Source organism: Pseudaminobacter salicylatoxidans, assembly GCF_003148475.1.
Lineage (GTDB): Bacteria > Pseudomonadota > Alphaproteobacteria > Rhizobiales > Rhizobiaceae > Pseudaminobacter > Pseudaminobacter salicylatoxidans.
The window spans coordinates 43,244-69,669 of sequence record NZ_QGGG01000007.1 but is presented as its reverse complement, the minus strand read 5'-3'; the positions used below and the strand labels follow the sequence as shown (position 1 = coordinate 69,669).

Sequence of the window (26,426 nt, the reverse complement as noted above, 5' to 3'; positions counted from 1 at the left end):
TAGATTTCATGGCTAATCCTCCCCTTCACGGTATCCGCGTCATCGAACTTGCCCGCATCCTGGCAGGCCCCTGGGCGGGCCAGCAACTGGCCGACCTGGGCGCCGACGTTATCAAGGTCGAGAACCCGAACGGCGGCGACGACACCCGCAAGTGGGGACCGCCCTTCGTGGAAGGCCATGACGGCGAGAACCTTTCGGCCGCCTATTACCATTCCTGCAATCGCGGCAAACGCTCCATCGCCATCGACTTTTCGACGCCCGAAGGGGCCGAAACCGTGAAGAAGCTCATCGCCACGGCGGACGTGGTGATCGAGAACTTCAAGCTCGGCGGCCTGAAGAAATACGGCCTCGACTATGAAAGCCTGCGTGCGATCAACCCGAAGCTCGTCTACTGCTCGATCACCGGCTTCGGCCAGTCCGGCCCCTATGCGCCGCGCGCGGGCTACGACTTCATCGTGCAGGGCATGTCGGGGCTGATGTCGATCACCGGCCCGGCCGGCGGCGAGCCGCAGAAGGTGGGCGTTGCCGTCACCGACATTTTTACCGGCCTCTATTCGGTCATCGCCATCCAGGCCGCGCTTCGCCACGCCGAAGCCACCGGCCAGGGCCAGCATATCGACATGGCGCTATTCGACGCGCAGATCTCGGTGCTGGCCAACCAGAACCTGAACTATCTCGTTTCCGGCGTGCCACCCGTGCAGATGGGCAATGCCCACCCCAATATCGCGCCCTATGAGGTGCTGCCGGTGCAGGATGGGCATTTCATTCTCGCGGTCGGCAATGACGGGCAGTTCCGCAAATTCTGCGCCGTCATCGGTCTCGATGGGCTGGCCGACGATCCGCTCTATGCCACCAACGCCGCACGCGTGGCCAACCGTGCCACCCTGCGCGAAAAGGTCGTGGCAGCCCTCGCCGCCTTCGAGCGCAAGCCGCTTCTGGATGCGCTCGACGCGGCCCATGTGCCGGCAAGCCCGATCAACAATATCGGGCAGGCTTTCGCCGACCCGCAGGTGATCGCGCGCGGTATGCGCCTCGATCTCGACGATGGCCACGGCAACAAGCTGCCCTCGGTACGCGCACCGATGGTGCTTTCCGAAACGCCGCTGACTTACGAGCGCCCCTCGCCGCGTCTTGGCGAGCACACAGAAGAAATACTCGGGGAACTGGAGAAAACGGGATCATGAAAACCGGCGGCCAACTGATCGTCGAAGCGCTCGAGGCCAATGGCGTCGAGCACATGTATTGCGTGCCGGGCGAGTCCTATCTCGCCGTGCTCGACGCACTTCATGACTCGCCAATCCAGAGCATCGTCTGCCGCCAGGAAGGCGGTGCCGCGATGATGGCCGACTGCGCCGGCCGCCTCACCGGCAAACCCGGCATCTGCTTCGTCACGCGCGGCCCCGGCGCTACCAATGCCTCGGCCGGCATCCACATCGCGCGGCAGGATTCCATCCCGCTCATCATGTTCATCGGCCAGGTCGCCAGCCATGCCCGCGAACGCGAGGCGTTCCAGGAGGTCGATTACCGCGCCTTCTTCGGCCCAATCGCAAAGTGGGCGACCGAGATCGACGATGCCGCCCGTATTCCCGAGATCGTCACCCGCGCCTTTTCGGTCGCCACCTCGGGCCGCCCCGGCCCGGTGGTGATCTCGCTGCCCGAAGACATGCTGACCAGCGAAGTGGAAGCGCCTGCCGCCCTGCCCTTCAGGCCGGTCGAGACGCAGCCGGGCGAGGCGGAACTTGCCGAACTGGAAAAGCTGCTGGGCGCCGCCAGCCGCCCCATTGCCATCCTCGGCGGCTCGCGCTGGAATGAGAAGGCGGTGGCCGATTTCCAGAAGATCGCCGAAAACTGGTCGCTGCCGGTTGGTGTCTCCTTTCGCCGCCAGATGCTGTTCGACCACCTGCACCCGAACTATGCGGGCGATGTGGGCATCGGCATCAACCCGAAGCTCGCCGCCCGCATCAAGGAGGCCGATCTCGTCCTGCTCGTCGGCGGACGCTTCGGCGAAATGCCGTCCTCCGACTACACGCTGATGAAAAGTCCCTATCCGGACCAGACGCTGGTGCATGTCCATCCGGATTCGAGCGAGCTCGGCCGCGTCTATCGCCCGACGGTCGCCATCAACGCCTCGCCCGCGGCCTTCGCCGCGGCCTTCGCAGCCCGCAAGCCCGCCGGCAACCCGGCATGGGCCGATGCGACGGCACAGGCCCATGCCGACTATCTCGCCTGGTCGACGACGCCGAAATCCGGCCCCGGCGCGGTGCAGATGGGTCCGATCATGGACTATCTGGAAAGCGTGCTGCCGGAAGACGCCATCCTCACCAATGGCGCGGGCAATTACGCCACCTGGGTGCATCGCTTCCACCGCTTCCGCCGCTATGCCACGCAGGGCGCGCCGACCTCCGGCTCCATGGGTTACGGTACGCCGGCGGCGGTCGCGGCCAAGGCCACCTTCCCTGGGCGCGCGGTAGTCGCCTTCGCCGGCGACGGCTGCTTCATGATGAACGGCCAGGAATTCGCCACTGCCGTGCAGTACGACCTGCCGATCATCGTGATCGTGGTGAACAACGGCATCTACGGCACCATCCGCATGCATCAGGAGCGCGAATATCCGGGCCGCGTCGAGGCGACCGACCTGCGCAATCCCGACTTCGCCGCCCTCGCCCGCGCCTATGGCGGCCATGGCGAAACGGTGGAGACCACCGATGCCTTCGCGCCTGCCTTCGAGCGCGCCAGGGCGAGCGGCAAGCCGGCGATCATCGAGATCAGGCTGGATCCCGAGGCGATCACGCCAACACGCACGCTGACCGACATCCGCGAAAAGCGCTGATACAGCCAAAAACAAAGGGCGCCGACAAGCGCCCTTTGTTCGACTCGGTCCGCACCCAAGGCGGGCTGAACTCAATCATTGAGCCGTTTTCTCAACCTGCCCGCGTATTTCGCCATCGGCATATTTCGCGGTGTGCACATTGACGTAATACTTGCCGTCCATCAGGTCCTTGGCCTGTTCGTCCGTCAGTGTCGCGGAGCCTTTGGAGCCGCTTTTCGCATCGGGGATCGGTATGGCGACATCGGCATTCTCGCCTGTTCCGGCAGGTCCGTGGAAATGCGCGCCTGTGGCATCGCCCGTCAGTTCGGAATATTCGAGCGTCCAGTCGAGCTTCTTGCTGTCAGTATCATAGCTGGCATTCAACGTGCCCTTGCCCGCACTATCGGTCGGCGGAACCTCCTGAGCGCTGTCGAGCGTCGCGCTGAATTTCACGACTTCAGCTAATGCAGGCGAAACCATCAGCGCCGTTGTCAGGGCCAGGCCCGCGAGCAGCGGTGAGAAGTTTTTGCAGAGTTTCATATTATTGCCTCCGGTTGGCCGGACAGCACGTCGCATCCGCGCGCTTCGCGCTTCCGGGGACGCACCCTTAACGGCATGGATTGCGGAAGGTTGCGGGAACCCGCATGAAAAAAGGCGGCCCGCCGGGGGCCGCCTTTCCGTTTCGCCTCGCCAGAGTCGTCTTCCATCCCGCGGAGACAACTACATCAGTTCGAGATCGCTACGTCCGTGATCTCGGTGGTGTAGGCGCCTTCCGGCTCCTTGGTGATGATCTTCTGGTCGAGCAGCGCCTTGGCGGTACGCTCATAGAGCGCCTTGTCCAACTTGCCGTCGCCAATCAGCTTGGCCACCTCACCCATCATGCGCTTCTGGTGGTTCTCGTCCTGCCCGCCGGCATCCATGACGGCTTCGGCTGCTTCGTCAGGATGCTCGACCGCATATTTCCAGCCCTTCATGGAAGCACGCACGAAGCGCACCATCTTGTCCTTGAAGGCCGGGTCGCTGAGTTTGTCCTGCATCACATAAAGGCCGTCCTCGAGCAGGTCGTTGCCGAGGTCGGAATAGTTGAAGACGATCAGGTCCTCCGGCTTGAAGCCGGCATCAATCGCCTGCCAGTACTCGTTGTAGGTCATGACCGAGATGCAGTCGGCCTGCTTCTGCACCAGCGGCTGCACATCAAAACTCTGCTTCAGGACGGTCACGCCGTCCGCGCCGCCCTCGGTGGAATAGCCCAGTTTGTGCATCCAGGCGTAGAACGGATATTCGTTGCCGAAGAACCAGACACCGAGCGTATGGCCCTTGAAATCGGCTTCGGTCTTCACGGGACCGTCCTTCGGGCAGATCAGTTCGAGGCCGGACTTCGCATAGGGCTGGGCGATGTTGACCAGCGAAACGCCCTTGTCGCGCGCAGACAGGGCGGCCGCCATCCAGGTCACGATCACGTCGGCGCCGCCACCTGCGATCACCTGCTCGGGCGCGATATCCGGTCCGCCGGGCTTGATGTCGACGTCGAGGCCTTCCTCCTCATAGAAGCCCTTGTCCTTGGCGACGAAGTAGCCACCGAACTGGCCCTGAGCCACCCACTTCAACTGCAGGGTAACCTTGTCGGCCGCCCACGCCTGGACGGCCGCCAGCGACATGGCGCCGGCTAGCATGGAAACGATCAGTTTCTTCATTCTTTTCACCCTCTGAAGTTCGCCTACCCACCACGGACAGACGGATGCCAAAACGTGACAGCCCTTTCCGCAAGGGCAACCACCCCATAGAAGACCGAGCCCGCAATGGCCGCAACCGCAATCTCGGCCCACACCATGTCGATGTTCATGCGTCCGACTTCGGTGGAGATGCGAAAGCCCATGCCGACCACCGGCGTGCCGAAGAACTCGGCCACGATCGCGCCGATAAGCGCCAGCGTGGAGTTGATCTTCAGCGCGTTGAAGATGAAGGGCGCGGCCGCCGGCAGGCGCAGCTTCCACAGCGTCTGCCAGTAACCCGACGCATAAGTGCGCATCAGGTCGCGCTCCATATGGTTGGAGGCGGCGAGCCCCGCGACGGTGTTCACCAGCATCGGGAAGAAAGTCATGATGACGACGACCGCGGCCTTCGAAGGCCAGTCGAAGCCGAACCACATCACCATGATGGGGGCGACGCCGATGATCGGCAGCGCCGACACCATATTGCCGATGGGCAGAAGCCCGCGCCGCAGAAAATCGACCCGGTCTGCAAGGATGGCGACCACGAAACCCGCCCCGCAGCCGATGACATAACCGATGATCACCGCGCGCAAGATCGTCTGATTGACGTCGGCCCACAGCACCGGCAGCGAATTGGCGATGCGCGCGCCAACCGCTGTCGGCGGCGGCAGGAGCACGAAGGGGATGCCGGCCCCGCGCGTGATGGCCTCCCAGATGATCAGGATCCACGCGCCGAAGATGGTCGGGATCAGCAACCGCAGCAACGTGTCGGCCGAGCGGTTGCTGGAGCGTATCGCCGAAAGCACGGTAACGCAGCGCCAGGCAAGCAGCCAGGCAGCGGCGACGAGCAGGAAGAAAGAGGCATGTGCCGCGCCTTCACTGCCTGCGATCGCCGCAATCAGCAGCCATGCCGCGCCATGCGCCCCAATGAACAGCACGGCTGCGGTAAGCATGGCGGAAAGCGGAAACATCGACAGAAGCGCCGCGCCGCCGATCAGCACGAAGATCGCGCTCGTCGCGCCCGGAGCGAAGATCGCCGTATCGTTGACGCTGGCGATCGGCAGCCTGGCCAGGGCAATCGCGCAGACAACGATGGCCAACGCCGCCTGCCATGAAATTTTGAACGTGCTCATGCCGGCCTCCCGCCCATGGAGCGTTCGACGACGTGCCCCACGACGCCCACCGCAGTGACCAGAAGCACAGCGACGATCGACCCGGCCACCAGCGCCGACCAGATGTCGATGGTCTGGCTGTAATAGGAGCCGGCGAGCAGCTTGGCACCGATGCCGGCGACCGCGCCCGTGGGCAACTCGGCCACGATGGCGCCGACGAGACTTGCCGCCACGGCCACCTTCATCGAGGCGAACAGATACGGCACGGAAGCCGGCACACGCAGCTTCCAGAGGGTCTGCGCGGCGCTGGCATTATAGGTATGCATCAGGTCGAGATAGAGGATTTCGGGCGAGCGCAGGCCCTTCACCATGCCGACCGCGACAGGGAAGAACGACAGATAAGTCGAGATCAGCGCCTTCGGCACAAGGCCGGTGATGCCGATGGCCGCGAAGACCACCACAACCATCGGGGCGATTGCCAGGATGGGAATGGTCTGTGACGCGATGATCCACGGCATCAGGCTTCGGTCCAGCGCTACGAAATGCACGATGCCCACGGCGATCAGAATGCCAAGCGCCGTACCAAAGGCAAAGCCGAGCAGCGTGGACGAAAGCGTCACCCATGCATGATAGACGAGGCTGCGATTGCTGGTGATCTTGCGCATGAAGGTGTTTTCGAAAAAATTCGATGCCACCTGATGCGGCGCCGGCAGCGTCGGCTTGGGTTGCGACAAGGTCTTGCCGACGAATTCCACAAAGCCCGGTGCTTCGCCCGCGCGCCGATCGAGATCGCGCTGGAACGGTGCGTTAAGAACGACCGCAAAGACGTACCAGAGCGCGACCAGCACCGCGAGGATCGACAGCACCGGAAACAGGCTGCCGGAGGCGATGCGCGAAAAAATGCCGTCCTGTTTTACTGGAGATTGCGCAAGGGTGCTGGAGGCCATGGTCATTCCCCGCCCCCATCAATTGGAGAACCCCGTTCAATCATAGCTGTGCCCCGCGCGCAGGCCGTCGCGTACGCGAGCGGCGATTGCCAGGAATTCGGGCGATTCACGGATGTCGAGCGGGCGCTCGCGTGGCAGGGTGGATTCGATCACGTCCGTCACGCGGCCGGGACGCGGCGACATGACCACGATGCGTGTCGACAGATAGACCGCCTCCGGGATGGAGTGGGTGACGAAGCAGATCGTCTTGTCGGTCTGCGCCCAGAGCTTCAGAAGCTGCTCGTTGAGATGGTCGCGCACGATCTCATCGAGCGCGCCGAAGGGCTCGTCCATCAGGAGCAGGTCGGCGTCAAAGGCGAGCGCGCGCGCGATGGATGCACGTTGCTGCATGCCACCCGAAAGCTGCCACGGATACTTCTTCTCGAAGCCCGAAAGATTGACGAGGTCGAGCGTGCGCTTGATGCGCGCCTTCTGCTCGTCGCGGCCTACGCCCATGATCTCAAGCGGCAGCGCGACATTGTTCTCGATGGTGCGCCATGGAAACAGCGCCGCCGCCTGGAACACATAGCCATAGGCGCGTGCCTCGCGCGCCTGCTGCGGCGTCATGCCGTTGATGGAGATCATGCCCGAGGTCGGCTGCTCGAGATCGGCGATCACCCGCAAGAAGGTGGTCTTGCCGCATCCGGACGGGCCGATGAAAGAGACGAACTCGCCCTTGCCGACTGAAAGGTCGACATCCGAAAGCGCCCTGACGGGTCCGTCGTTGGTCTGGAACGTAAGCCCGAGCTTACTGGCTTCGATGACGGTATTGCTGACTGCTGGCTGCAAGCTGCTGGCTTTCCAATTTCCGTTGATCGATCAAAGCGTGTTTGGGGTCGGCAGACTGTGCGTGCACGAAACAGCAAGGTGAACAAAGGCTTGCGCCCGTCTCCTGACTCTATCTCGCAATCTGGTCGCGGAAGCGTGTTCTCCGCTCCGCGCGGGCATCGGGCCGGAGACGAATCCCCTTTCGGAACAACCGATACCCGTTCAAACGCCGGATCGTCACGTATCCATGCGGACGCGCCGATCTGGCAAACCGGATCGTTGCGCATGCGGCCTCACAGCCGCTGCATGGCGACCGGTTCTATCTGCCGTGTGTGAAAATGCTCCTCATTCTCCCATGTTCCCCTTGGCAGGCCGCGCGCTTCTTGGCGAGCGCGTCGGCCCATTTTCATACGTGGTGTTACTCCACGATTTCGGCCGTGTCGACCACGGCATGGAATAGCACGCCGCAGCCCGCGGCAGCCCATTCCGGATAGATTTCCTCGGCTTCGTTGTGGCTGAGCCCATCGACGCACGGACACATGACCATGGCCGTCGGCGCGACGCGATTGATCCAGCAGGCATCGTGGCCCGCGCCCGAAACGATGTTGCGATGCGTATAGCCCAGCCGGTCGGCTGCGTCGCGGATAGCTTTCACGCAACCTTCATCGAAGGTGATCGGATCAAAATGGCCGACCTGCTCGATCTCAAAGGAGATATCGAGTGCCTCGCAGATGGTGGCGATACCGTCGCGAATGCGCGCATCCATCTCATCCAGCACTTCCTTGTCGGGCGAGCGGATGTCGACGGTAAACACAGTGCGGCCGGCGATGATGTTGCGCGAATTCGGATAGACTTCCATATGGCCGATCGCACCGACCGCGTGCGGCTGGTAGTCCATCGCCACCTCATGCACCAGTTCGGTCACGCGTGCCATGCCGAGCCCGGCATTGCGCCGCTTGGGCATGGGCGTGGAGCCGGTATGGCTTTCCTTGCCGGTCAGCGTCACCTGCAGCCATTTCAGGCCCTGACCATGGGTGACGACGCCGATGTCGATATCCTCGTCCTCGAGGATCGGCCCCTGCTCGATATGAAGCTCGAAGAAAGCCTTCATCTTGCGCGCGCCGACCTTCTCCTCGCCCTTCCAGCCGATGCGGGCGAGTTCGTCGCCGAAGCGCTTGCCCTCGGCGTCTTGGCGCGCATAGGCCCAATCCTGCTCATGCACGCCGGCAAAAACGCCCGAGGCGAGCATGGCCGGGGCAAAGCGCGTGCCCTCTTCGTTCGTCCAGTTGGTGACGACGATGGGATGCTTTGTCTTGATGCCGAGATCGTTCAGTGTGCGGATGACTTCCAGTCCGCCGAGCACGCCGAGCACGCCGTCGAACTTGCCGCCGGTGGGCTGGGTATCGAGATGGCTGCCGACATAGACCGGCAAGGCGCCGGGGTCGGTGCCCTCACGACGGGCAAACATCGTGCCCATCTGGTCCACGCCCATCTCAAGGCCCGCTTCATCACACCATTTCTTGAAGAGATGCCGGCCCTCGCCGTCGAAATCGGTCAGCGTCTGGCGGTTGTTACCGCCGGCAATGCCCGGCCCTATCTTCGCCATTTCCATCAGCGAATCCCACAAACGCTCTGAATTGATTCGCAGATTTTCGCCTGGCGCCGCCATTCCCGTTTTCCCTCAGTCTGCACACTGGAGCCGATGCTCCAGGCTTTGTTTTTTGAGCATGATCTTGTCCGAAATCTGCAGCTTTCGGGATCGTGCCTTGAAAAAGCCGGGAGGCTTTTCGGCCTCCCGGCATGTTCGGTCTCAGTCGATCATGTTCAGCACTTCGCGGACATGATCGATGAGTTCATCGATCTGCCCCTTGGTGATGATGAGCGGCGGCGACAGCGCGATGATGTCGCCGGTGGTACGGATAAGGGCGCCGCGCTCGAAGGCCTTCACGAAGGCCGAGAACGCGCGCTTGCTCGGGCTGCCGGGGATCGATTCCAGCTCGATCGCGCCGACGAGGCCGATGTTGCGGATGTCGATGACATGCGGCTCGCCCTTGAGCGAATGCAGCGCCTCCTCCCAGTAAGGAGCGAGTTCGGCGCCGCGCGTCAGCAGGCCCTCTTCCTTGTAGGTGTCGAGCGTGCCGAGCGCCGCAGCCGAGGCAATCGGATTGCCCGAATAGGTGTAGCCGTGGAAGAACTCGATCAAATGCTCGGGGCCGTTCATGAAGGCGTCGTGGATCTCCTTCTTCACAAACACCGCGCCCATCGGGATGACGCCATTCGAGACGCCCTTGGCAGTGGTCATGATATCGGGGATGACGCCGAAATAATCGGCGGCAAACGGCGTTCCGAGACGGCCGAAACCAGTGATGACCTCGTCGAAGATCAGCAGGATGCCATGCTTGTCGCAGATCTGGCGCAGGCGCTGCAGATAGCCCTTCGGCGGAATCAGCACGCCGGTGGAACCGGCGACCGGCTCGACGATGACGGCGGCGATGGTGGATGCGTCATGCAGCGCCACGATGCGCTCCAGCTCGTCGGCCAGGTCCGCGCCGTGTTCCGGCTCGCCCTTGGTGAAAGCGTTCTTCGCCGGCAGATGCGTATGCGGCATATGGTCGACGCCGGTGAGCAGCGTGCCGAACATCTTGCGGTTGGAGACGATGCCACCCACCGAGATGCCGCCGAAATTGACGCCGTGATAGCCGCGCTCGCGACCGATGAGACGGGTACGCGCACCTTCGCCCTTCACGCGCTGATAGGCCAGCGCCATCTTGAGCGCGGTGTCGACCGATTCCGATCCGGAATTGGTGAAGAAGACATGGTCCATGCCCGCAGGCGCGATGTCGACCAGGCGATTCGCCAGTTCGAACACGATCGGGTGGCCCATCTGGAAGGCCGGCGCATAGTCGAGCTCGGCGGCCTGGCTCTGGATCGCCTCCGTGATCTTGGGGCGGCAGTGGCCGGCGTTCACGCACCAGAGGCCGGCGGTGCCGTCAAGGATCTTGCGGCCGTCGCTTGCCGTGTAGTGCATGTCCTTCGCACCGACGAGCATGCGCGGCGCCTGCTTGAACTGGCGGTTCGCCGTAAAGGGCATCCAGAATGCGCTGAGATCGTTCGGCGCGATGTTCTTTCTATTGGACATAACCAAGCTTTCCTTTTGGGTCCCCTGTTTCGTTGCGGCCAACGCTTGGTCTTTGCGGTACTTCTATGTTACGCAATTTTTGACCGATTGGACAAACGTTAGCACCGCCAAGCTGGCGGTCAAGGGAATACTAGCCGATATGCCCGCGCCAAATCGCGTTCCACCGACCGGGAGAAACTGGTCCAGCGGATTGGTCCACAACCTTTCGTCCCTTCGCCTGCCCAAGAGGTCCTCATGAGATCGCAAAGCACCGCTCCGCAGCGCCGCACGCGCATCCAGCAGGAGAAGCGCGAGCTCATTCTGGAGGCCGCGCTGGAGGTGTTTTCCATTCACGGCTTTCGTGGTTCTACCATCGACCAGATCGCCGACACGGCGGGCATGTCGAAGCCGAACCTGCTCTATTATTTCAGGCACAAGGAAGACATCTACACCACGCTGATGCAGCGCCTGCTGACGACGTGGCTGGCGCCGCTGCGCGAACTGGACGACAGCGGCGACCCGATTGCCGAGATTCGCGATTACATTCACCGAAAGCTGGAAATGGCGCGCGATTACCCGCGCGAAAGCCGGCTGTTCGCCAATGAGATCCTGCAGGGCGCGCCGCGCATCATGCCGCTTCTGGAGGGCGAGCTGAAGGCGCTTTGCGACGAGAAAGCCGAGATCATCAAAGGCTGGATGCGCGCCGGCAAGATCGTCAGAACCGATCCCTGGCATCTGATCTTCTCGATATGGGCGACCACCCAGCACTATGCCGATTTCGACGTGCAGGTGCGCGCCGTGCTCGGCCCCGATCGCAGCGGCGACGACCGTTTCGATGACGCCTCCCGCTTCCTCGAGCAATTGTTCGTGCACGGGTTGAAACCGCATACGGACTGAACCGCTGCCGATACAGGACTATCGTCCGGCTATCCAGAATTCAGGGCATCGATCATTCTGCCGGAACTCCCGCATCGGCGGCAGCCCCACATTGGCCTGCTCGCAAAGCCGTGCAGGAGATGGAGGAAAGCTCGATGGCGAAGCTGATCGTGATGTACAGGACGCCGAAGGACCCAGCGGCATTCGACCGTTACTATTTTTCCACCCATGTTCCGCTAGCCAAAAAGATACCGGGCGTCATGAAATACGAGGTGAATGACGGCACGGTAGCAACCCCGGCCGGCCCGGCCCCGCACCACCTCATCGCGGTGATCGAATTCGCGTCTCTGGCCGCGCTGGAAACGGCGCTGGCCTCTCCCGAGGGTCAGGCGGCGGCAGGCGACATCGCCAATTTCGCCGATGGCGGCGCAGATCTCTTCTTCTTCGAGGCCAAAGAGGCCTGAACTGCAGCCTGTGGCACCATTATTGAATCCATTCAGCCGTAGGCAATCTGCTGGATGGTGGCGATGCCGTCGATCTGCGGATAGGCGACATAGACTTCATCCGGCGTCTCGAAGCGGATACGCGTCTTGCGCGGGGTAAAGGGACGGATGCGCTAGGACGGGCCGGCGGGCGCGAAGCGCCCGCCCGAAATGGCAAGCGCTCGCGCCCAGCGATACCGGGCGGCCGGATTATGCCGCCCTGGCCTTCTCGACCGGGTGAATGGCGTGGAATGACACGCACAGCCGATTCCAGGTGTTGATCATGCTCACCGCCACGGTGAGTTTGACCAATTCCTCCGCGGAGAAATGCTCGAGCGTCTTTTCGTACAGTTCGTCGGAAACGCCGCCGCTGGAAATCAGTGTCACCGCCTCGGTCCAGGCGAAAGCGGCCCGTTCCCGCCCGGAAGACAGGGGCGATTCCTTCCAGGCCGCGACGAGATAAAGCCGCTGTTCCGTCTCACCGTCCTGACGCGCCTCGCGACTGTGCATATCGACGCAGAAGGAACACCCATTGATCTGCGAAGCGCGCAGTTTGATCAGATGCAGCAGGCTTCTTTCGAGCCCGCTTTCCTCCACGGCCTGGTTCAGTTCACGCACCTCTTTCATCAAATCCGGAGCAGCGTTGAAAAAGTTCAGTCTTGGCTTCACGGTGCTTTCCTCTTTCTATCGCTTGGTGGAAGGTGGTTTCTGCGGACGCTGGCGCTGCGCAATGAAGGCGCAGCTTGCCGCCACCGAGCGCGGGTCGGCATCCGTCAGATATTCCGAGACGATGTCGGACAGTTTCTCGGCGGCGAGCGCGGCCCGGTAGGCCCGCTCCGCCCGCAGCATGGCGGCATTGATGCCGCACGGCTTGGCATAAGCTGATGCCGGCAGTTTTACCGGGCCGCCCTGGCGAATTTCGCCGCAGCGGAAGGCAGGTTGAGGACCTTCGACGGCCAGCACGATATCCAGCAACGAAATCCGCTCGGCCGGGCGCGCCAGTCTATAGCCTCCGGCAGGTCCGGGCAGTGATTCCAATATGCGGGCCGCCGTCAACGCGTTGAGATGCTTGAGCAGATAGCTTGGCGAAACACCGAACTGCTCGGCCAGCGCCGAGCCCGGCATGGTCGCCCCCCCATCCACGCCGGCCAGCGTTGCCGCACAATGGATCGCAGCCTCGACACCTTCGCTCAGCCTCACATCCAGCACCTCCAATTCATGGATATTTTCTATCTTCGATATTATTTATCGTCAATATAAAAATATCGGCGTTACCCTTGGGGCATGCAACTAAAGGCTTACGGGAGAGCACCGAGACCAGCGTGGGAAGCTGGAGTTGGAAGTTGACAAGCTTTTACCGGCTCGACCATGTTAGCCTCTTTGAGAGAAGGGGAGTTGGACAATGGCATTCTCTATCACCCGCCGCGCGTTCTCAGCCGGCGTCGGCGCCGCAGCATTGCTGGCAGGCTCAGGCGCGGCATTCGCGCAGCAGGCGTTTTTCCGCATCGGCACGGGCGGAACGGCAGGCACCTACTATCCGGTCGGCGGCCTCATCGCGAATGCGATCTCGGCCACCGGTTCGTCGGGCGTCAAGGATCTGGTCGCGACCGCCGTCGCCTCCAACGGCTCGGTTGCCAATATCAGCGCCATTCAGTCCGGTGCCGGTGAAGCGGGCTTCACCCAGTCGGACGTCGCCTACTGGGCCCATAGCGGCACCGGCCTTTACGAAGGCAAGCCGAAGGTCGAGGACCTGCGCCTGATCGCCACGCTCTATCCGGAAACGATCCATCTTGTCGCCCGCGCCGATGCCGGCATCAAGTCGGTCGCCGATCTCAAGGGCAAGCGCGTCTCGCTCGACGAGCCGGGCTCCGGCACGATCGTCGACGCGCGTCTCGTGCTTGCCGCCTACGGCCTGTCCGAGCAGGACGTGAAGGCCGAATATCTGAAGCCCGGCCCGGCCGGCGAGAAGGTCCAGGACAATTCGCTCGACGCTTATTTCTTCGTCGGCGGCTATCCGACCGGCGCCATCGTCGAACTGGCGGCGACCAACAACATCACGCTGGTGCCGATTACCGGGCCGGAAGCCGACAAGCTGCTTTCCGAGCAGAAGTTCTTCCAGGCCGACACGGTGCCGGAAGGCACCTACAAGAACGTGCCGGAGACCAAGACCATCTCGGTTGCCGCACAGCTGGTGACCAGCGCCAAGCAGGCCGATGACCTGATCTACAACATCACCAAGTCGCTCTACAGCGAAGACACGCAAAAGAGCCTGCAGGCGGGCCACGCCAAGGGCAAGCTGATAACGGCCGACAATGCGGTGAAAAGCGCCGGCATTCCGTTTCATCCAGGCGCGGAACGCTATTACAAGGAAACCGGCCTCCTCAAATAGGAAGCGCCGCAACGGCTTTGAAACCAGCAAGGCGGGGGGCATACCTCCCGCCTTGTTTGCCATAATCGAATAACGAGGCCCGGCAAGGGCATCGACAGGGGACAGGTGGGAAATCTGGCATGAGCGAAAATCAGGACCAGAAAATCAGCCTTCAGGCAATGGAGCTGGACGAAGAGAAGGCGCGCGAGCTTGAGGAAAAATTCGATTCGGAAATCCGTTTCCGCAAGCTCACCACCTACGGTTCCTATCTGGTCGGCTTCCTGCTGATCGTCCTGTCCATATTTCACTACTACACGGCAGGTTTCGGCCTTCTGCAGGAGATGGTGCATCGCGGCATCCATCTTTCCTTCGTGCTCGCACTTGTCTTCCTCGTCTTTCCGCTGACCAAGCGCGGCTACGACAAGACGCCCAGATCGACCCTGTTTACGCCGTTCGGAATCCCGATCTATGACTGGCTCCTGGCCATCGGCGCCGTCGTCGCCGTAGCGCACGTGCCACTCATTCCGCTGGACGACCTCGCCTTCCGCGTCGGCAATCCCACCCCCACCGACGTCTTCCTCGGGCTGCTGCTGATCGTCCTGCTGCTCGACGCCACGCGTCGCTCGGTCGGCTGGCCCTTGCCGATCATCTGCATCATCTTCATGGCCTATGCGATCTTCGGGCCTTACATGCCGAGCATTCTGGTGCATCCCGGCAATTCGGTTTCGCAGCTCGTCAATCACCTCTACCTGACGACGCAAGGCATCTACGGCCTCGCCCTCGGCGTCGTCGCAACCTACGTCTTCCATTTCGTGCTGTTCGGCGTCTTCGCAAGCCGCATCGGCCTGGGGCAACTGTTCCTCGACTGCGCCGCCTGGGTGGCAGGCCGCTTCGCCGGCGGCCCCGCCAAGGTATCGATTTTCGGCTCGGCCCTGTTCGGCATGATTTCGGGCTCCTCGGTCGCCAACACGGTGACGGTCGGCTCGCTCACCATCCCGGCCATGATCCGCCTGGGCTACAAGCGCAATTTCGCCGCCGCAGTCGAGGCCGCCTCCTCCACCGGCGGCCAGGTGACGCCGCCGATCATGGGCGCGGCCGCGTTCCTGATGATCGAGTTCCTCAACCTGCCCTACACGACGATCATCCTGGCAGCGGTCGTGCCGGCCTTCATGCACTTCTTCGGCGTGCTCATGCAGGTGCATTTCGAAGCCAAGCGCAGCGGGCTGCGCGGCCTGCGTCCTGACGAGATGCCCGATGTGAAGGAGGCGCTGAAGCGCGACTGGCCGACCATCATCCCACTGGTTGCACTGATCGGCGTGCTTGTCTCCGGCTATACGCCCTATCTCGCGGCATTCTGGGGCATCACGCTCTGCGTTGTCGTGGGCCTGCTCAACCCGCGCCGGCGCATGTCGATAAGCGAGGTCATGGTCTGCCTGCGCGATGGCGCCAAATACGCGCTTGCGGTGGGCGCAGCAGCGGCAACCGTCGGCATCGTCATCGGCGTCGTCACGCTCACGGGCGTCGGCTTCAAGCTCTCCTACATCGTCACATCGACCGCCGCCCAGATGGCATCCTTCTCGGGCTCCATCATACCGGCGGTGATGTTCTCGCAAACCACATTGACCCTGCTGTTCACATTGCTGATGACCGGCGTCGTCTGCATTCTGATGGGCTGCGGCATCCCCACCACCGCCAACTACATCATCATGGTCACCATTGCGGCACCAGCATTGGTTCTGCTGGGCGTCGAGCCCATCGTGGCCCACTTCTTCGTCTTCTATTACGGGCTGCTGGCCGATATAACTCCACCGGTGGCGCTGGCCGCCTATGCAGCGGCGGGCATGGCGGGTTCCGACCCCTTCAAGACCGGAAATACGGCGTTCCGGCTCGGGTTGGGCAAGGCGCTGGTGCCCTTCGTCTTCGTCTTCTCGCCATCGCTGCTGCTGGTGACGAAGGATTTCAACCTGCCCGATTTCCTGCTGGCCTTCTTCGGCTGCGCCTTCGGCATCGTCTGCCTGGGCGCTGCCCTCTCGCGCTTCATGCTCGTGCCGACCAAGGCCTGGGAAAATCTTCTGCTCGTGCTCGCTGCCTTCCTGATGATCGCGCCGGAACTCTATTCCACGGTGCTTGGCGTCGTACTGGTCATTCCGGTGCTGTTGCGGCAAATGCGGGGACTGCAGATCCAGAAAGCCCTGCCCGCATAGAGAGCATGGCCCTGAACCGAAGATCGGCATCCAGAAAAGTGGAATCGAATTTCGGAAAGGTCATGCCCGCGCAAAATGGATAGAACGTGGTGACGGAAACGTCATCGCGCTCTGAAAACGAAATCGGCGACACCTTGACGCCAAGCGCCCCGGTGCCGCCGATCTGCCCCTTCGCCCTTCGCGCCGTTCCCCGCCGGTTCACCCCGCCGAACGAGGAACAGAATGCGTCCGCGGGAGGATGCGGGCTCTATTCTGCGGCCTGCCTTGCCATCGGATTGTTCGGATGCGTCGTCCAATTGGCATATTCGGGCGAAACCACCTTGCCGGTGCGCTTGTCGAGCGTGCCCACGGCCAGCGGCTCCATGGTGATGCAGCCTTCGACCGGGCAGACATTGACGCACAGGTTGCAGCCCACGCACTCCTCCTCGATCACCTCGAAATGGCGAACGCCATCGACCATGCTGGTGATCGCCTGATGCGAGGTGTCCTCGCAGGCGATATGGCAGCGGCCGCATTTGATGCAGGCGTCCTGGTCGATACGCGCCTTGGCGATGTAATTGAGGTTGAGATACTGCCAGTCGGTGACGTTGGGCGTGGCGCGGCCGATAACGTCGTCAAGGCTGCGATGGCCTCTCTCGTCCATCCAGCTCTCGAGACCGGCGATCATTTCCTGCACGACCTTGAAGCCGTAGGTCATCGCCGCCGTGCAGACCTGCACATTACCCGCACCGAGCGCCAGGAACTCCGCCGCATCGCGCCAAGTGGTAACACCGCCGATGCCCGAGATGGGCAGGCCGCGCGTTTCCGGATCGCGGGCGATCTCGGCCACCATGTTGAGCGCGATCGGCTTCACCGCCGGGCCGCAATAGCCGCCATGGCTGCCCTTGCCGCCGATAGACGGTTCGGGCGAGAAGCTGTCGAGATCGACGCCCGTGATCGAGTTGATGGTATTGATCAGCGACACCGCATCCGTGCCGCCGGCATGGGCGGCGCGGGCCGGCTTGCGAATGTCGGTGATGTTGGGCGTCAGCTTGGTGATGACAGGCATGCGCGTGTATTGCTTGCACCAGCGCACAACCATCTCGATATATTCCGGCACCTGCCCGACCGCCGAGCCCATTCCGCGCTCGGACATGCCGTGCGGACAGCCGAAGTTCAGCTCGATGCCGTCGGCGCCGGTTTCTTCCACCAGCGGCAGGATCGCCTTCCAGCTTTCCTCCACGCAAGGCACCATGATCGAGGCGACCAGCGCCCGATCCGGCCAGTTCATCTTCACCTGCTTCATCTCGCGCAGGTTGGTCTGCAGGTCGCGGTCGGTGATCAGTTCGATATTGTTGAGGCCGAGCAGGCGGCGGTCCGCCCCCCAGATCGCGCCATAGCGCGGGCCGTTGACGTTGACGACCGGCGGCCCTTCCTCGCCCAGCGTCTTCCAGACCACGCCCCCCCAGCCTGCCTTGAAGGCGCGCTCGACATTATAGGCCTTGTCCGTGGGCGGCGCCGAGGCCAGCCAGAACGGGTTAGGTGATTTGATGCCGATGAAATTGTTGCGAATGTCAGCCATGCTCACGCCCTCCCGTTCGCGGTGAGTGACTTGTGAATGCTTTCGGCGGCATCGCGCCCCTGCGCGACGGCCGAAACGGTGAGGTCGTCGCCGCCGAGGATGCAGTCGCCGCCGGCCCAGACCTTGGCAAGCGAGGTGCGGCCCTGATCGTCCACGACGATGCGCCCGCCTTCCATGGCCATGGATGGACCGGAGCCGTTCAGCGACGCTGGCTCGAAGGTCTGGCCGATGGCCTTGAACACCTGATCGGCCTGCAATGTCAGGGTTTCTCCGGTGCCGGCCAGTTTGTCTCCCTTCAGCGCGGTGTATTCGAGCTCGATGCCCACCACCTTGCCGCCTTCGGAAAGTACCCGCCGGGGCTGCATCCAGTGGCGGATGGTAACGCCATTGGCAGAGGCCAGATCCTGCTCGAACACGGAAGCGTTCATGTGCTCCTGCCCGCGCCGGTAGCAGATGGTGACTTCTTCCGCGCCCAGCAGCTTGGACTGCACCGCCACGTCGACGGCCGTCATGCCGCCGCCGATGACGACGATGCGCCTGCCGATGGGCAATACGCCGAGATCGCTTGCCTGACGCAGCGTGGCTATATATTCAACCGCATTTTCGACGCCACCGGCATCCTCGCCTTCGGCACGCAGCGCATTGATGCCGCCAAGGCCGAGCCCGAGGAAGACGGCGTCATACTTCGCCGTGAGATCTGCAAGATGGAAATCGCGGCCCATCGCCTTGCCGTTTTCGATGGTGATGCCGCCGATGGCGGTCACATATTCCACCTCGGCCTGCGCGAAATCGTCGGTGCTCTTGTAGGCGGCAATGCCGTATTCATTGAGGCCGCCGGATTTCGGCCGAGCCTCCAGAACCGTCACGTCATGACCGTAGCGCGCCAGCCGATGCGCAGCCGCGAGCCCCGCCGGCCCTGCCCCGACCACGGCGACCCTGCGGCCCGTGGGCGCGGCCCGGGTGTAGAACTGCTTGTCCTCCTCCATCGCGATGTCGGTGGCGTAACGCTGCAGACGGCCGATCTGCACCGGCTTGCCTTCTGCCGTCTCGCGTACGCAGACCTCTTCGCACAGCGTCTCGGTGGGGCAGACGCGGGCGCACATGCCGCCAAGGATGTTCTGGTCGAATATGGTCTTGGCCGAACCGAGCGGATTGCCGGTGGCGATCTGCCGGATGAACATCGGTATGTCGATGGATGTCGGACAGGCCTGCATGCAGGGCGCGTCGTAGCAGAAGTAGCAGCGATCCGCCTCGACCAGCGCTTCGTGATGGTCGAGCGGTGGATGCAGGTCGGAAAAATTCTCCGCATATTGTGCGGCGGCAAGCCTTCCGGCGGCTATGCCTTCCTTGAACTGACCTTCGGCCATTTCAGTTCCCCGTTATTGTGGTTTTGGGGAAGGTTAGCACAGTTCATTTTTTTATCAATTGGTCAATTTTCTAGCTAACCAATTGAAATTACGTGATAAAAACATGACAATTAATGTCATGTTTTTATCATTTCTATATTCCGAAAACACGCTCGGCAATCGGATGAGGGACACCGAAAACCGGCGTCAAACTCATGAGCCGGACCTGCCCGGACATTACTGGCAGGAGCCCGCCGGAATGGAACCCTGGCAATTCTGCGGCTTCATTCTGGGCACGTCCATCTGCTGCGGCGTCACGCGCGGCCGGTCCTGATCCCGATATATCTGCTGCCGCAACTGGTAATTCTGGCGCATCTGCTGGTCTTGCTGGATGATCTGCTGGTTCTGCTGGATCACGGCAAAATTCGGCACGGGCTGGACAGGAACCTGTCCGCCCGTCGCAACAACCCCGCCGGCAAAGGCCTGCGTGCCGCCGGATACCGCAAGCGCCAGCACGACGCACGACGCCAGTCTCTTGATGTTCCGGACAGTTGACATTTTTCAGCGTACCTTTCGGGTCGGCACCGGCCGACCATCCTAAGGTAGTGTTTCTTCACGCCGATACCATGGCCGGGTCAATCAAACATCGGTGTCACTTTTGTCGTCCGCAGCCTTGCCCAAGCTGATCACCGGTTCCATCCCGGCGAGAACCTCGTCGGACAGCCAGCAAAGACTCTTGTGACCGCCGCCAAGTTCCTTGAGCGGCGGCACCTGCGTTTCGCACAGATTGTCGGGCACCAGATGCTTGTAGCGGCAGCGCGTCTGGAACGGGCAGCCGGTCGGCGGGTTCATGGCCGAAGGGATTTCACCTTCCAGCACGATGCGCTTCTTGACCACGCTGGTATCCGCAATCGGAATCGCCGAAAGCAGCGCCTCGGTATAGGGATGATAGGGCGGTGAGAATATCTGGTCGGTCGTCCCCTGCTCCACGATATAGCCGAGATACATCACCACCACGCGGTCGGCGATATAACGCACCACCGACAGGTCATGGCTGATGAACAGCATGGTCGTCTTCTGCTCGCGCTGAATGTCCATCAACAGCTCGGTCACGGCCGCCTGCACGGACACATCCAGCGCCGAAACCGGTTCGTCGGCCACCACCACGCGGGCCCGGCCGGCAAAGGCGCGCGCCACCCCGATGCGCTGCTTCTGCCCGCCGGAAAGCTGGCGCGGCATGCGCTCGGCAAAGGCGCGCGGCAGCTTCACCAGATCGAGCAGTTCGAACATCCTCTGCCGCCGCTCGGCCACGCTGTTGCCGATCCTGAACTTTTCCAGCGTGCGGATGATCTGCGACCCCACCGAATGGCTGGGGTTCAGCGTATCGAACGGGTTCTGAAACACCATCTGGATCGAGGAAACCGTATCGACGGCGCGCTCCTCGACAGGGGTTGACTGGATTTCCTGATTGGCCAGCGTGATCTTGCCGGAACTTGCCGTCTCCAGCCCCAGCAGTACCTTGGCAAGCGTTGACTTGCCGCAGCCGCTTTCGCCCACGATTGCAACCGTCTCGGCCTCGCGCGCCTCGAAGCTGATCGCCTCATTGGCCTTGACGACGCGCCCCTCGCCGCCGCCGAACACCTCGTTGGCGGAGACCCGGTAGTATTTCTTCAACTCGTCCACTTTCAGCATCGGAGCGCCCGGTGTGATCGGCTCCTTGTCAGTGTGGGTTCCTTCCGGAACGGCTTTCCAGTCGATCTCGTCGAAGCGCACGCAGCGGCTGAAATGATTGTCGTGCCCGTTCACCGGGATCATCGGGATTTCGGCGACGTTGCACACGCCATCAACGAAGTGGTGGCAGCGCGGACCGAAATTGCAGCCCCTCGGCCGATCCTGCGGCAACGGCAACTGGCCGGGAATGGCGATCAGCGGCCGCGTGTTCTTGTCCGCGCCCGGCAGCGGGATCGAACGGAACAACCCCTGCGTATAGGGATGGCGCATACGCTCGAACACATCCCTGACCGTGCCGGTTTCCACCGCCTCACCCGAATACATCACCGTGATGCGGTCGCAGGTCTCCAGGATCAGGCCTAGATTGTGCGACACGAAGATCATCGACGTGCCGAACTCCTTGCCGAGCCCTTTCACCAGATCGACGATGCCCGCCTCCACGGTCACGTCGAGCGCCGTAGTCGGTTCGTCGAGCAGCAGCAGCGACGGTTTCGACAGCAGCGCCATGGCGATCACGATGCGCTGCTGCTGGCCACCCGAAAGCTGATGCGGATAGGATTTCATCACCCGCTCGGGGTCGGGCAGGCGCACGGCCTCCAGCATCTCGATCGAGCGCCTGTAGGCCTCGTCCTTCGACACTTTTTCGTGGATCAGCGGCACTTCCATGAGCTGGCGGCCGATCTTCATCGCCGGATTGAGGCTCGCCATCGGCTCCTGGTAGATCATGGCGATCTTGTTGCCGCGTATCCTGCGCAGTTCCTCCTCCGACATTTCGCCCATGTCGCGGCCCTGGAATTTTATCCTGCCGCCGACGATCTCGCCGACATTGGACAGGTCGCGCATGACGCCGAGCGCCACGGTGGACTTGCCGCAACCGCTTTCACCGACCAGCCCCATCGCCTCGCCCGGCAGGACCGAGCAGGAAAAATCCATCACGGCCGGGATTTCGCCGGCCCGCGTGAAGAAGGAGATGGAAAGGTTTTCGATCTCCAGGATCGGCTGGGCGGGATCTCGAACTGCCTCGTTCATGGCGATCTCCATCAATCCTTCAGCGATTGTTCGCGCAGCGCATCGGCCAGCAGGTTCAGCCCGAGCACGAACGACATCAGCGCGATGGTCGGCGGCAGCGCCGGGTGGATGGCCGAGCGCAGCAGCCGGCTGGCGTCCTTGATCGCCGTGCCCCAATCGGGGCTTTCCGGCGCCAGCCCGAGCCCGAAATAGCCGAGCGTGCCGAGCAGGATGGTCGTGTAGCCCACGCGCAGGCAGGTATCCACGATCAGCGGCCCGCGTGCGTTGGGCAGGATTTCCCACAGCATGATATACCATGGCCGCTCGCCACGCGTCTGCGCGGCCGCCACATAGTCGCGGGTCTTGATATCCATGGTCAGCCCACGCACGATGCGGAACACGCCGGGGCTGGACGCGAACACCACGGCCACGAAGATATTCAGTTCGTTGGGCGCAAGACTGATGAGGTTCAGCGGATCGGCGTTGAACACCAGCCCCGCATAGACCCAGCCACCCAGCACCAGCGTCACGGCAAGCAGCGGATAGAGCCGTTCCGGACGATGCCTGAAACGCGTGTAGAACAGCACGCAGAAGAAGATGATCGGGAACACGAAGAACAGCCCCGCCATGGCATAGGGGATGGGCGTGTCCATGATGCCCGGCGTCACCAGCAGGTAGAACAGCAGGATCACCGGGAAAGCCAGCACCAGATTGGCCAGGAAGGACAGGAAAGTATCGATCCTGCCACCGAAATAGCCAGCCGCCAGCCCCAATGTGATGCCGACCATCAGCGCGAAAGCGGTGGCGGCGGGTGCGATGGCCAGCACGATCCGGCTGCCATAGACCATGCGGCTGAACACGTCGCGCGCCAGTTTGTCGCCGCCGAACAGGAAGGGCTTGCCCGACGCCGGATCGATCGCTCCCGGCAGCACGTCCTTCATGACGGGAATCTGCGTGAGCGGGTTGAAAGGCGAGATGTGGCTGGCGAACATCGCCGTGAACAGCCAGAACAGGCACAGCACCACACCGGCAATGCCCACGCCGCTGTCGAAGAGCTGGCCGTAAAGGCCGAGGCGCTTCTTGAACGTGAAGCTCGCCGCCAGCACAAGGCCAAGCGCCACCCACACGATCCAGAACCGCACCAGCACGCCGAGCACGATCTGCGTAACCGTCAGATATTCCACCGTCCCCATCTTACTGCACCCTGATGCGCGGATTGAGATAGGCGTACCCCAGATCGGAAATGAGCTGGGTGAACAGCACGACGAACACCGAAACCAGCGAACAGCCGAGCAACAGGTCGATGTCGTTGTTGCTGGCGGCTTCCACCAGCGTGTAGCCGAAGCCCTGGTAGCGGAACATCACTTCGACGATGACGACGCCGGTGAGCAGCCAGGGAAACTGAAGCATGATCACTGTGAAGGGCGCGATCAGCGCGTTGCGCAGGGCATGCTTCACTACCACCGCGCCGAAACCGAGACCCTTCAGCCGCGCGGTGCGGATATATTGCTGCGTCATCACCTCCACCATGGAGGCGCGCGTCATGCGCGCGATATAGCCGATGCCGTAGATAGCGAGCGTCATCACCGGCAGCGTGAAATTGTAGAAGGTGATGCCGCGCGAGGCCGAAGCCGCCGAGCCGTTCAGCCAGCCGAGCCACGAGGCGAACACGACGGTGAAGATCACGCCCGACACATATTCGGGCGTCGCCGTCGATGCGATCGAGGCCACCGACAATGTTCGGTCCATGCGCGTGCCCTCGCGCATACCCGCCAATATGCCGATCAGCAGCGAAACCGGAACCATGACGACCAGTACCCAGAACATGAGGATGCCCGTGGCGCCGAGTGCCGGGAAGAGTTTCGAGGACACGGTTGTCCTGAATTTCGTCGAGCAGCCGAAATCGCCCTGCAGCACCCCCGAATAGACCGGCGTCACGGGATCGCTGCAAAACGAGAAGCGCGCCGTTGCCTTGCCGGTCTCGGGATCGACGATCGGCTGCTTCTTGACCACGCCGATCCACTGGCCATAGCGGACGAAAAAGGGTTCCCGATAGCCGTTGCGCTCAAGCCAGTGTTCCTGGTCGGCGCGGGTGGCGCGCATATCCATCTGGCTCAATGCCAGCTTGGTCAGGTTCGGCTCCAGATTGACCATAAAGAAGACCACGAGTGTCAGGCACACCATGGTCAGGATCATGGTTCCGAGGCGACGCACTACGAATGCAAGCATGAATCCCCCTGCCGATCGGATTGGGGTCCGATAAGATCAACCCATGAAGGATAAGGGGCCGCCCGGCCCCTTATCCATATCCGGATCGCGCTTACGCCTGGTCGAGCCAGACCTTGTGCAGGTCGATCTCGAACATCGGGTGCATGCCGAAATCCTTCACCTCGGCAACCGAGTGTCGGTAGAGGTTGCGCCAGTAGGGCTGGATGATGATGCCTGAATCCTGGATGATCTGCTCGATATCCTTCATCACCGCCTTGCGCTTCTCGTTGTCGCCGATCGACACGGCCTGGTCGATCAGCTTGTCGAGATCGGGATTGGCGTAGGCCGTCTCGTTCCAGCTTCCGCCGGTCTTGTAGGCAAGCGCGACGACCTGGATGCCCAGCGGGCGCATGTTCCAGTTGGTTGCGGAGAAGGGATATTTCGTCCAGTCGTTCCAGAAGGTGGAGCCCGGCAGCACGGTCCGCTTCACCTTGAATCCGGCTTCGCGAAGCTGCGCGGCAACCGCGTCGCAGCTGTTCTTGTGCCAGTTCTCGTCGACCGAAATGATCTCGTGCTCGAAATTCTCCTGCCCGGCCTCCTTGATCATGGCCTTGGCCTTTTCGATGTCGCGCTCATGCGTCCCGATCTCGGCCCAGTCGGGCTGGATCGGCGCCACATGGTAGTTGTCCGCCTTGGTGCCGGCATTGTTCATGCCGAGTTGCAGCACGACATTGTTGTCGACGCCAAGCTGCACGGCCTTGCGCACCTTCTGGTCGTCATAGGGTTTGTTGGAGACGTTCATGCGAATGGTGAGCGTCGTGGAGGTCTTCACGTCCGACTTGACCAGGTCGAGACCGTCGAGAATGCTGACATAATCGGCCGTGGTTTCGTAGTTGGTGTGGATTTCACCAGCTTCGAACGCACTGACCTCGGCCGACGGATCGGTGCCATAGTCGATGAACTCGATACCGTCGAGATAGGGCTCGCCGCCCCACCACTGGCCGTTCTCGCGGCGCTTGTAGACGACGCGGTTGCCGACATCGTAGGAAACCAGATCGAAAGGCCCGGTTCCAATCGGGTTCTTCACCCAATCCGCGCCGGTCTCGTCGAAGCTCGGATGCACCAGCAGAGCCGGATAGTCGGAGAAGCCGGGAATGATCGTCACGTCCGGCTCGGAGAGTTTCAGCTTCACCGTGTGATCATCGACCTTCTCGACTGCCCCCTCGCGCAGCTTTTTCGTATCGGGGTCGATGAGCGTGCCCAGACGTTGCGTCATCGAATTGCCCTCGACGGTCTGGTCGCACCAGCGCGTGAGGTTGTAGATCACGTCGTCCGCGTCGAATTTGTCGCCGTTGTTCCAGGTCACGCCCTGGCGCACATGCAGCACATATTCCGTCGCGTCGTCATTGATATCCCAGCTCTCGACCAGCCGGCCCTCGAAGGCGAAATCGCGCGTGAACTTGATGAGCGGTTCCAGCGACTGGCGCATGGCGTTGGCGATTTCCGACCAGTCGGCCGTACGCGGATCCTTGTTCGCCTTGACGAACATCGACACCTTCAGCACGCCACCCTTTTTCGGCTCTTCCTGGGCCAGTGCGGGCGTAGGCGCGGCAAGCCCGATCATGCCGTATGCCATAGCCGTCGTGGCGCCAAAAATGCTAGCCAAAGCAAGGAATTCGCGGCGATCCACGTTGCCCGACTTCACGTCCCGCGCAAGGTCGCGGATGTGATCGGGCACACGATCCCCATTGCTCTTGTAGAATTTCATTATTGTTCTCCCATTATTTTTCTAGCTTTCCGCCGATTAGCATTTCGCATCCCGGCTTCGATGTCAAAAGCTCGGGTCGCAAAAGCAGGGCGAATGTGCAATTTTGGATGGCATGTCGGTTACGGAATTACGACAAAATTGGCGTGATATTGGTATTTCATTGGTATTTCACAGCCCTTTCCGCCGAAATCCCGCGTGCTTGGCAAGGTCAGCAGTCCTGTCGCAAATCGGCCAGCGCCGGCATGCTTCGACGCAAGATCGGGCGTGGCCTCGCGCCGCTTGCTCGACAGCCAGGCGCAGCTATTGCCATCAAAAGTTGTGGAAAGCTCCTGACCGCGATTGTCAGGAGAGCCGAACTGCCACCACATC

The 26,426-nt window shown here is 62.1% G+C and carries 23 protein-coding genes; 6 read left to right on the top strand and 17 right to left on the bottom strand.

The features are described from left to right. The first annotated feature begins 8 nt into the window (after nucleotides 1–8). Both C7441_RS11300 and C7441_RS11295 read left to right on the top strand, forming a co-directional pair. Nucleotides 9–1,184: a CaiB/BaiF CoA transferase family protein gene (locus C7441_RS11300; protein ID WP_109612960.1), complete on the top strand. Its 1,176-nt coding sequence runs from the start codon at nucleotides 9–11 to the stop codon at nucleotides 1,182–1,184. Further along, nucleotides 1,181–2,830 (top strand): thiamine pyrophosphate-binding protein, encoded by a 1,650-nt coding sequence (locus C7441_RS11295; protein ID WP_109612959.1) that lies wholly within the window; start codon nucleotides 1,181–1,183, stop codon nucleotides 2,828–2,830. The genes C7441_RS11300 and C7441_RS11295 overlap by 4 nt, the downstream gene beginning before the upstream one ends. Nucleotides 2,831–2,905: 75 nt before the next feature. On the opposite strand, the gene C7441_RS11290 is transcribed toward C7441_RS11295, so the two are convergent. From C7441_RS11290 to aptA, 7 genes are all read right to left on the bottom strand, one after another. Further along, nucleotides 2,906–3,349: a CHRD domain-containing protein gene (locus C7441_RS11290; RefSeq protein ID WP_109612958.1), complete on the bottom strand. Its 444-nt coding sequence runs from the start codon at nucleotides 3,347–3,349 to the stop codon at nucleotides 2,906–2,908. 185 nt (nucleotides 3,350–3,534) lie between these two features. Continuing rightward, entirely contained in the window at nucleotides 3,535–4,503 is a 969-nt protein-coding gene (locus C7441_RS11285; protein ID WP_109612957.1) for an ABC transporter substrate-binding protein, read from the bottom strand. Between the two features lie 23 nt (nucleotides 4,504–4,526). Beyond that, the gene (locus C7441_RS11280; protein WP_109612956.1) at nucleotides 4,527–5,654 is read right to left on the bottom strand and encodes an ABC transporter permease; all 1,128 of its coding nucleotides are present in this window, start codon (nucleotides 5,652–5,654) and stop codon (nucleotides 4,527–4,529) included. Next, on the bottom strand, nucleotides 5,651–6,586 hold the full coding sequence (locus tag C7441_RS11275) for an ABC transporter permease (protein WP_244916122.1): 936 nt from the start codon (nucleotides 6,584–6,586) through the stop codon (nucleotides 5,651–5,653). The genes C7441_RS11280 and C7441_RS11275 overlap by 4 nt, the downstream gene beginning before the upstream one ends. Nucleotides 6,587–6,616: 30 nt before the next feature. Next, the gene (locus C7441_RS11270; protein WP_019171454.1) at nucleotides 6,617–7,408 is read right to left on the bottom strand and encodes an ABC transporter ATP-binding protein; all 792 of its coding nucleotides are present in this window, start codon (nucleotides 7,406–7,408) and stop codon (nucleotides 6,617–6,619) included. A gap of 397 nt (nucleotides 7,409–7,805) precedes the next feature. Next, entirely contained in the window at nucleotides 7,806–9,056 is a 1,251-nt protein-coding gene (locus C7441_RS11265; protein ID WP_109612955.1) for a Zn-dependent hydrolase, read from the bottom strand. 141 nt (nucleotides 9,057–9,197) lie between these two features. After that, nucleotides 9,198–10,526: an omega-aminotransferase AptA gene (gene aptA / locus C7441_RS11260; RefSeq protein ID WP_019171452.1), complete on the bottom strand. Its 1,329-nt coding sequence runs from the start codon at nucleotides 10,524–10,526 to the stop codon at nucleotides 9,198–9,200. Between the two features lie 234 nt (nucleotides 10,527–10,760). Here aptA and C7441_RS11255 point away from each other — a divergent pair, with 234 nt between their 5' ends. Beyond that, entirely contained in the window at nucleotides 10,761–11,402 is a 642-nt protein-coding gene (locus tag C7441_RS11255; protein ID WP_019171451.1) for a TetR family transcriptional regulator C-terminal domain-containing protein, read from the top strand. Between the two features lie 134 nt (nucleotides 11,403–11,536). After that, nucleotides 11,537–11,845, top strand: coding sequence for an EthD family reductase (locus tag C7441_RS11250; protein ID WP_109613082.1), 309 nt, complete (start codon nucleotides 11,537–11,539; stop codon nucleotides 11,843–11,845). Between the two features lie 228 nt (nucleotides 11,846–12,073). Here C7441_RS11250 and C7441_RS11245 read toward each other — a convergent pair whose 3' ends face one another. Together C7441_RS11245 and C7441_RS11240 are read right to left on the bottom strand one after the other, a co-directional pair. Beyond that, entirely contained in the window at nucleotides 12,074–12,532 is a 459-nt protein-coding gene (locus C7441_RS11245; protein ID WP_109612954.1) for a carboxymuconolactone decarboxylase family protein, read from the bottom strand. A 15-nt stretch (nucleotides 12,533–12,547) separates the two neighbouring features. Next, nucleotides 12,548–13,063, bottom strand: coding sequence for an RrF2 family transcriptional regulator (locus tag C7441_RS11240; RefSeq protein WP_109613081.1), 516 nt, complete (start codon nucleotides 13,061–13,063; stop codon nucleotides 12,548–12,550). 202 nt (nucleotides 13,064–13,265) lie between these two features. On the opposite strand from C7441_RS11240, the gene C7441_RS11235 reads away from it, so the two are divergent. After that, nucleotides 13,266–14,252 (top strand): TAXI family TRAP transporter solute-binding subunit, encoded by a 987-nt coding sequence (locus C7441_RS11235; RefSeq protein ID WP_109612953.1) that lies wholly within the window; start codon nucleotides 13,266–13,268, stop codon nucleotides 14,250–14,252. Between the two features lie 119 nt (nucleotides 14,253–14,371). After that, complete coding sequence (locus tag C7441_RS11230; RefSeq protein ID WP_109612952.1) at nucleotides 14,372–16,435, top strand: TRAP transporter permease; 2,064 nt, start codon at nucleotides 14,372–14,374, stop codon at nucleotides 16,433–16,435. Between the two features lie 247 nt (nucleotides 16,436–16,682). On the opposite strand, the gene preA is transcribed toward C7441_RS11230, so the two are convergent. The 8 genes from preA to C7441_RS24045 all read right to left on the bottom strand — a co-directional run bounded on the left by preA (nucleotide 16,683) and on the right by C7441_RS24045 (nucleotide 26,425). Continuing rightward, nucleotides 16,683–17,996, bottom strand: a complete 1,314-nt coding sequence (gene preA, locus C7441_RS11225) for an NAD-dependent dihydropyrimidine dehydrogenase subunit PreA (RefSeq protein ID WP_109612951.1) — start codon at nucleotides 17,994–17,996, stop codon at nucleotides 16,683–16,685. Nucleotides 17,997–17,998: 2 nt separating this feature from the next. After that, on the bottom strand, nucleotides 17,999–19,363 hold the full coding sequence (locus C7441_RS11220) for an NAD(P)-dependent oxidoreductase (RefSeq protein WP_109612950.1): 1,365 nt from the start codon (nucleotides 19,361–19,363) through the stop codon (nucleotides 17,999–18,001). A 216-nt stretch (nucleotides 19,364–19,579) separates the two neighbouring features. Further along, nucleotides 19,580–19,900, bottom strand: a complete 321-nt coding sequence (locus C7441_RS11215; protein WP_146201452.1) for a hypothetical protein — start codon at nucleotides 19,898–19,900, stop codon at nucleotides 19,580–19,582. Nucleotides 19,901–19,981: 81 nt separating this feature from the next. After that, a complete protein-coding gene (locus C7441_RS11210) occupies nucleotides 19,982–22,102 on the bottom strand; it encodes a dipeptide ABC transporter ATP-binding protein (RefSeq protein ID WP_109613080.1) in 2,121 nt (706 codons plus the stop codon). Nucleotides 22,103–22,113: 11 nt separating this feature from the next. After that, complete coding sequence (locus C7441_RS11205) at nucleotides 22,114–23,274, bottom strand: ABC transporter permease (protein ID WP_109612948.1); 1,161 nt, start codon at nucleotides 23,272–23,274, stop codon at nucleotides 22,114–22,116. A gap of 1 nt (nucleotide 23,275) precedes the next feature. Next, nucleotides 23,276–24,310 carry an ABC transporter permease gene (locus C7441_RS11200; RefSeq protein WP_109612947.1) on the bottom strand — a complete coding sequence of 345 codons (1,035 nt, stop codon included), beginning with the start codon at nucleotides 24,308–24,310 and terminating at the stop codon, nucleotides 23,276–23,278. A 91-nt stretch (nucleotides 24,311–24,401) separates the two neighbouring features. After that, on the bottom strand, nucleotides 24,402–26,057 hold the full coding sequence (locus C7441_RS11195; RefSeq protein ID WP_109612946.1) for an ABC transporter substrate-binding protein: 1,656 nt from the start codon (nucleotides 26,055–26,057) through the stop codon (nucleotides 24,402–24,404). Nucleotides 26,058–26,176: 119 nt separating this feature from the next. Next, nucleotides 26,177–26,425, bottom strand: a complete 249-nt coding sequence (locus C7441_RS24045; protein ID WP_109612945.1) for a hypothetical protein — start codon at nucleotides 26,423–26,425, stop codon at nucleotides 26,177–26,179. Nucleotide 26,426: the final 1 nt, after the last annotated feature.

Excerpts from the sequence above, each read along its gene's own strand:
- C7441_RS11300 (WP_109612960.1), top strand. The coding sequence starts at position 9 with ATGGCTAATCCTCCCCTTCACGGTATCCGCGTCATCGAACTTGCCCGC.
- C7441_RS11295 (WP_109612959.1), top strand. The coding sequence starts at position 1,181 with ATGAAAACCGGCGGCCAACTGATCGTCGAAGCGCTCGAGGCCAATGGC.
- C7441_RS11290 (WP_109612958.1), bottom strand. The coding sequence starts at position 3,349 with ATGAAACTCTGCAAAAACTTCTCACCGCTGCTCGCGGGCCTGGCCCTG.
- C7441_RS11285 (WP_109612957.1), bottom strand. The coding sequence starts at position 4,503 with ATGAAGAAACTGATCGTTTCCATGCTAGCCGGCGCCATGTCGCTGGCG.
- C7441_RS11280 (WP_109612956.1), bottom strand. The coding sequence starts at position 5,654 with ATGAGCACGTTCAAAATTTCATGGCAGGCGGCGTTGGCCATCGTTGTC.
- C7441_RS11275 (WP_244916122.1), bottom strand. The coding sequence starts at position 6,586 with ATGACCATGGCCTCCAGCACCCTTGCGCAATCTCCAGTAAAACAGGAC.
- C7441_RS11265 (WP_109612955.1), bottom strand. The coding sequence starts at position 9,056 with ATGGCGGCGCCAGGCGAAAATCTGCGAATCAATTCAGAGCGTTTGTGG.
- aptA (WP_019171452.1), bottom strand. The coding sequence starts at position 10,526 with ATGTCCAATAGAAAGAACATCGCGCCGAACGATCTCAGCGCATTCTGG.
- C7441_RS11255 (WP_019171451.1), top strand. The coding sequence starts at position 10,761 with ATGAGATCGCAAAGCACCGCTCCGCAGCGCCGCACGCGCATCCAGCAG.
- C7441_RS11250 (WP_109613082.1), top strand. The coding sequence starts at position 11,537 with ATGGCGAAGCTGATCGTGATGTACAGGACGCCGAAGGACCCAGCGGCA.
- C7441_RS11235 (WP_109612953.1), top strand. The coding sequence starts at position 13,266 with ATGGCATTCTCTATCACCCGCCGCGCGTTCTCAGCCGGCGTCGGCGCC.
- C7441_RS11230 (WP_109612952.1), top strand. The coding sequence starts at position 14,372 with ATGAGCGAAAATCAGGACCAGAAAATCAGCCTTCAGGCAATGGAGCTG.
- preA (WP_109612951.1), bottom strand. The coding sequence starts at position 17,996 with ATGGCTGACATTCGCAACAATTTCATCGGCATCAAATCACCTAACCCG.
- C7441_RS11220 (WP_109612950.1), bottom strand. The coding sequence starts at position 19,363 with ATGGCCGAAGGTCAGTTCAAGGAAGGCATAGCCGCCGGAAGGCTTGCC.
- C7441_RS11215 (WP_146201452.1), bottom strand. The coding sequence starts at position 19,900 with ATGTCAACTGTCCGGAACATCAAGAGACTGGCGTCGTGCGTCGTGCTG.
- C7441_RS11210 (WP_109613080.1), bottom strand. The coding sequence starts at position 22,102 with ATGAACGAGGCAGTTCGAGATCCCGCCCAGCCGATCCTGGAGATCGAA.
- C7441_RS11205 (WP_109612948.1), bottom strand. The coding sequence starts at position 23,274 with ATGGGGACGGTGGAATATCTGACGGTTACGCAGATCGTGCTCGGCGTG.
- C7441_RS11200 (WP_109612947.1), bottom strand. The coding sequence starts at position 24,310 with ATGCTTGCATTCGTAGTGCGTCGCCTCGGAACCATGATCCTGACCATG.
- C7441_RS11195 (WP_109612946.1), bottom strand. The coding sequence starts at position 26,057 with ATGAAATTCTACAAGAGCAATGGGGATCGTGTGCCCGATCACATCCGC.
- C7441_RS24045 (WP_109612945.1), bottom strand. The coding sequence starts at position 26,425 with ATGTGGTGGCAGTTCGGCTCTCCTGACAATCGCGGTCAGGAGCTTTCC.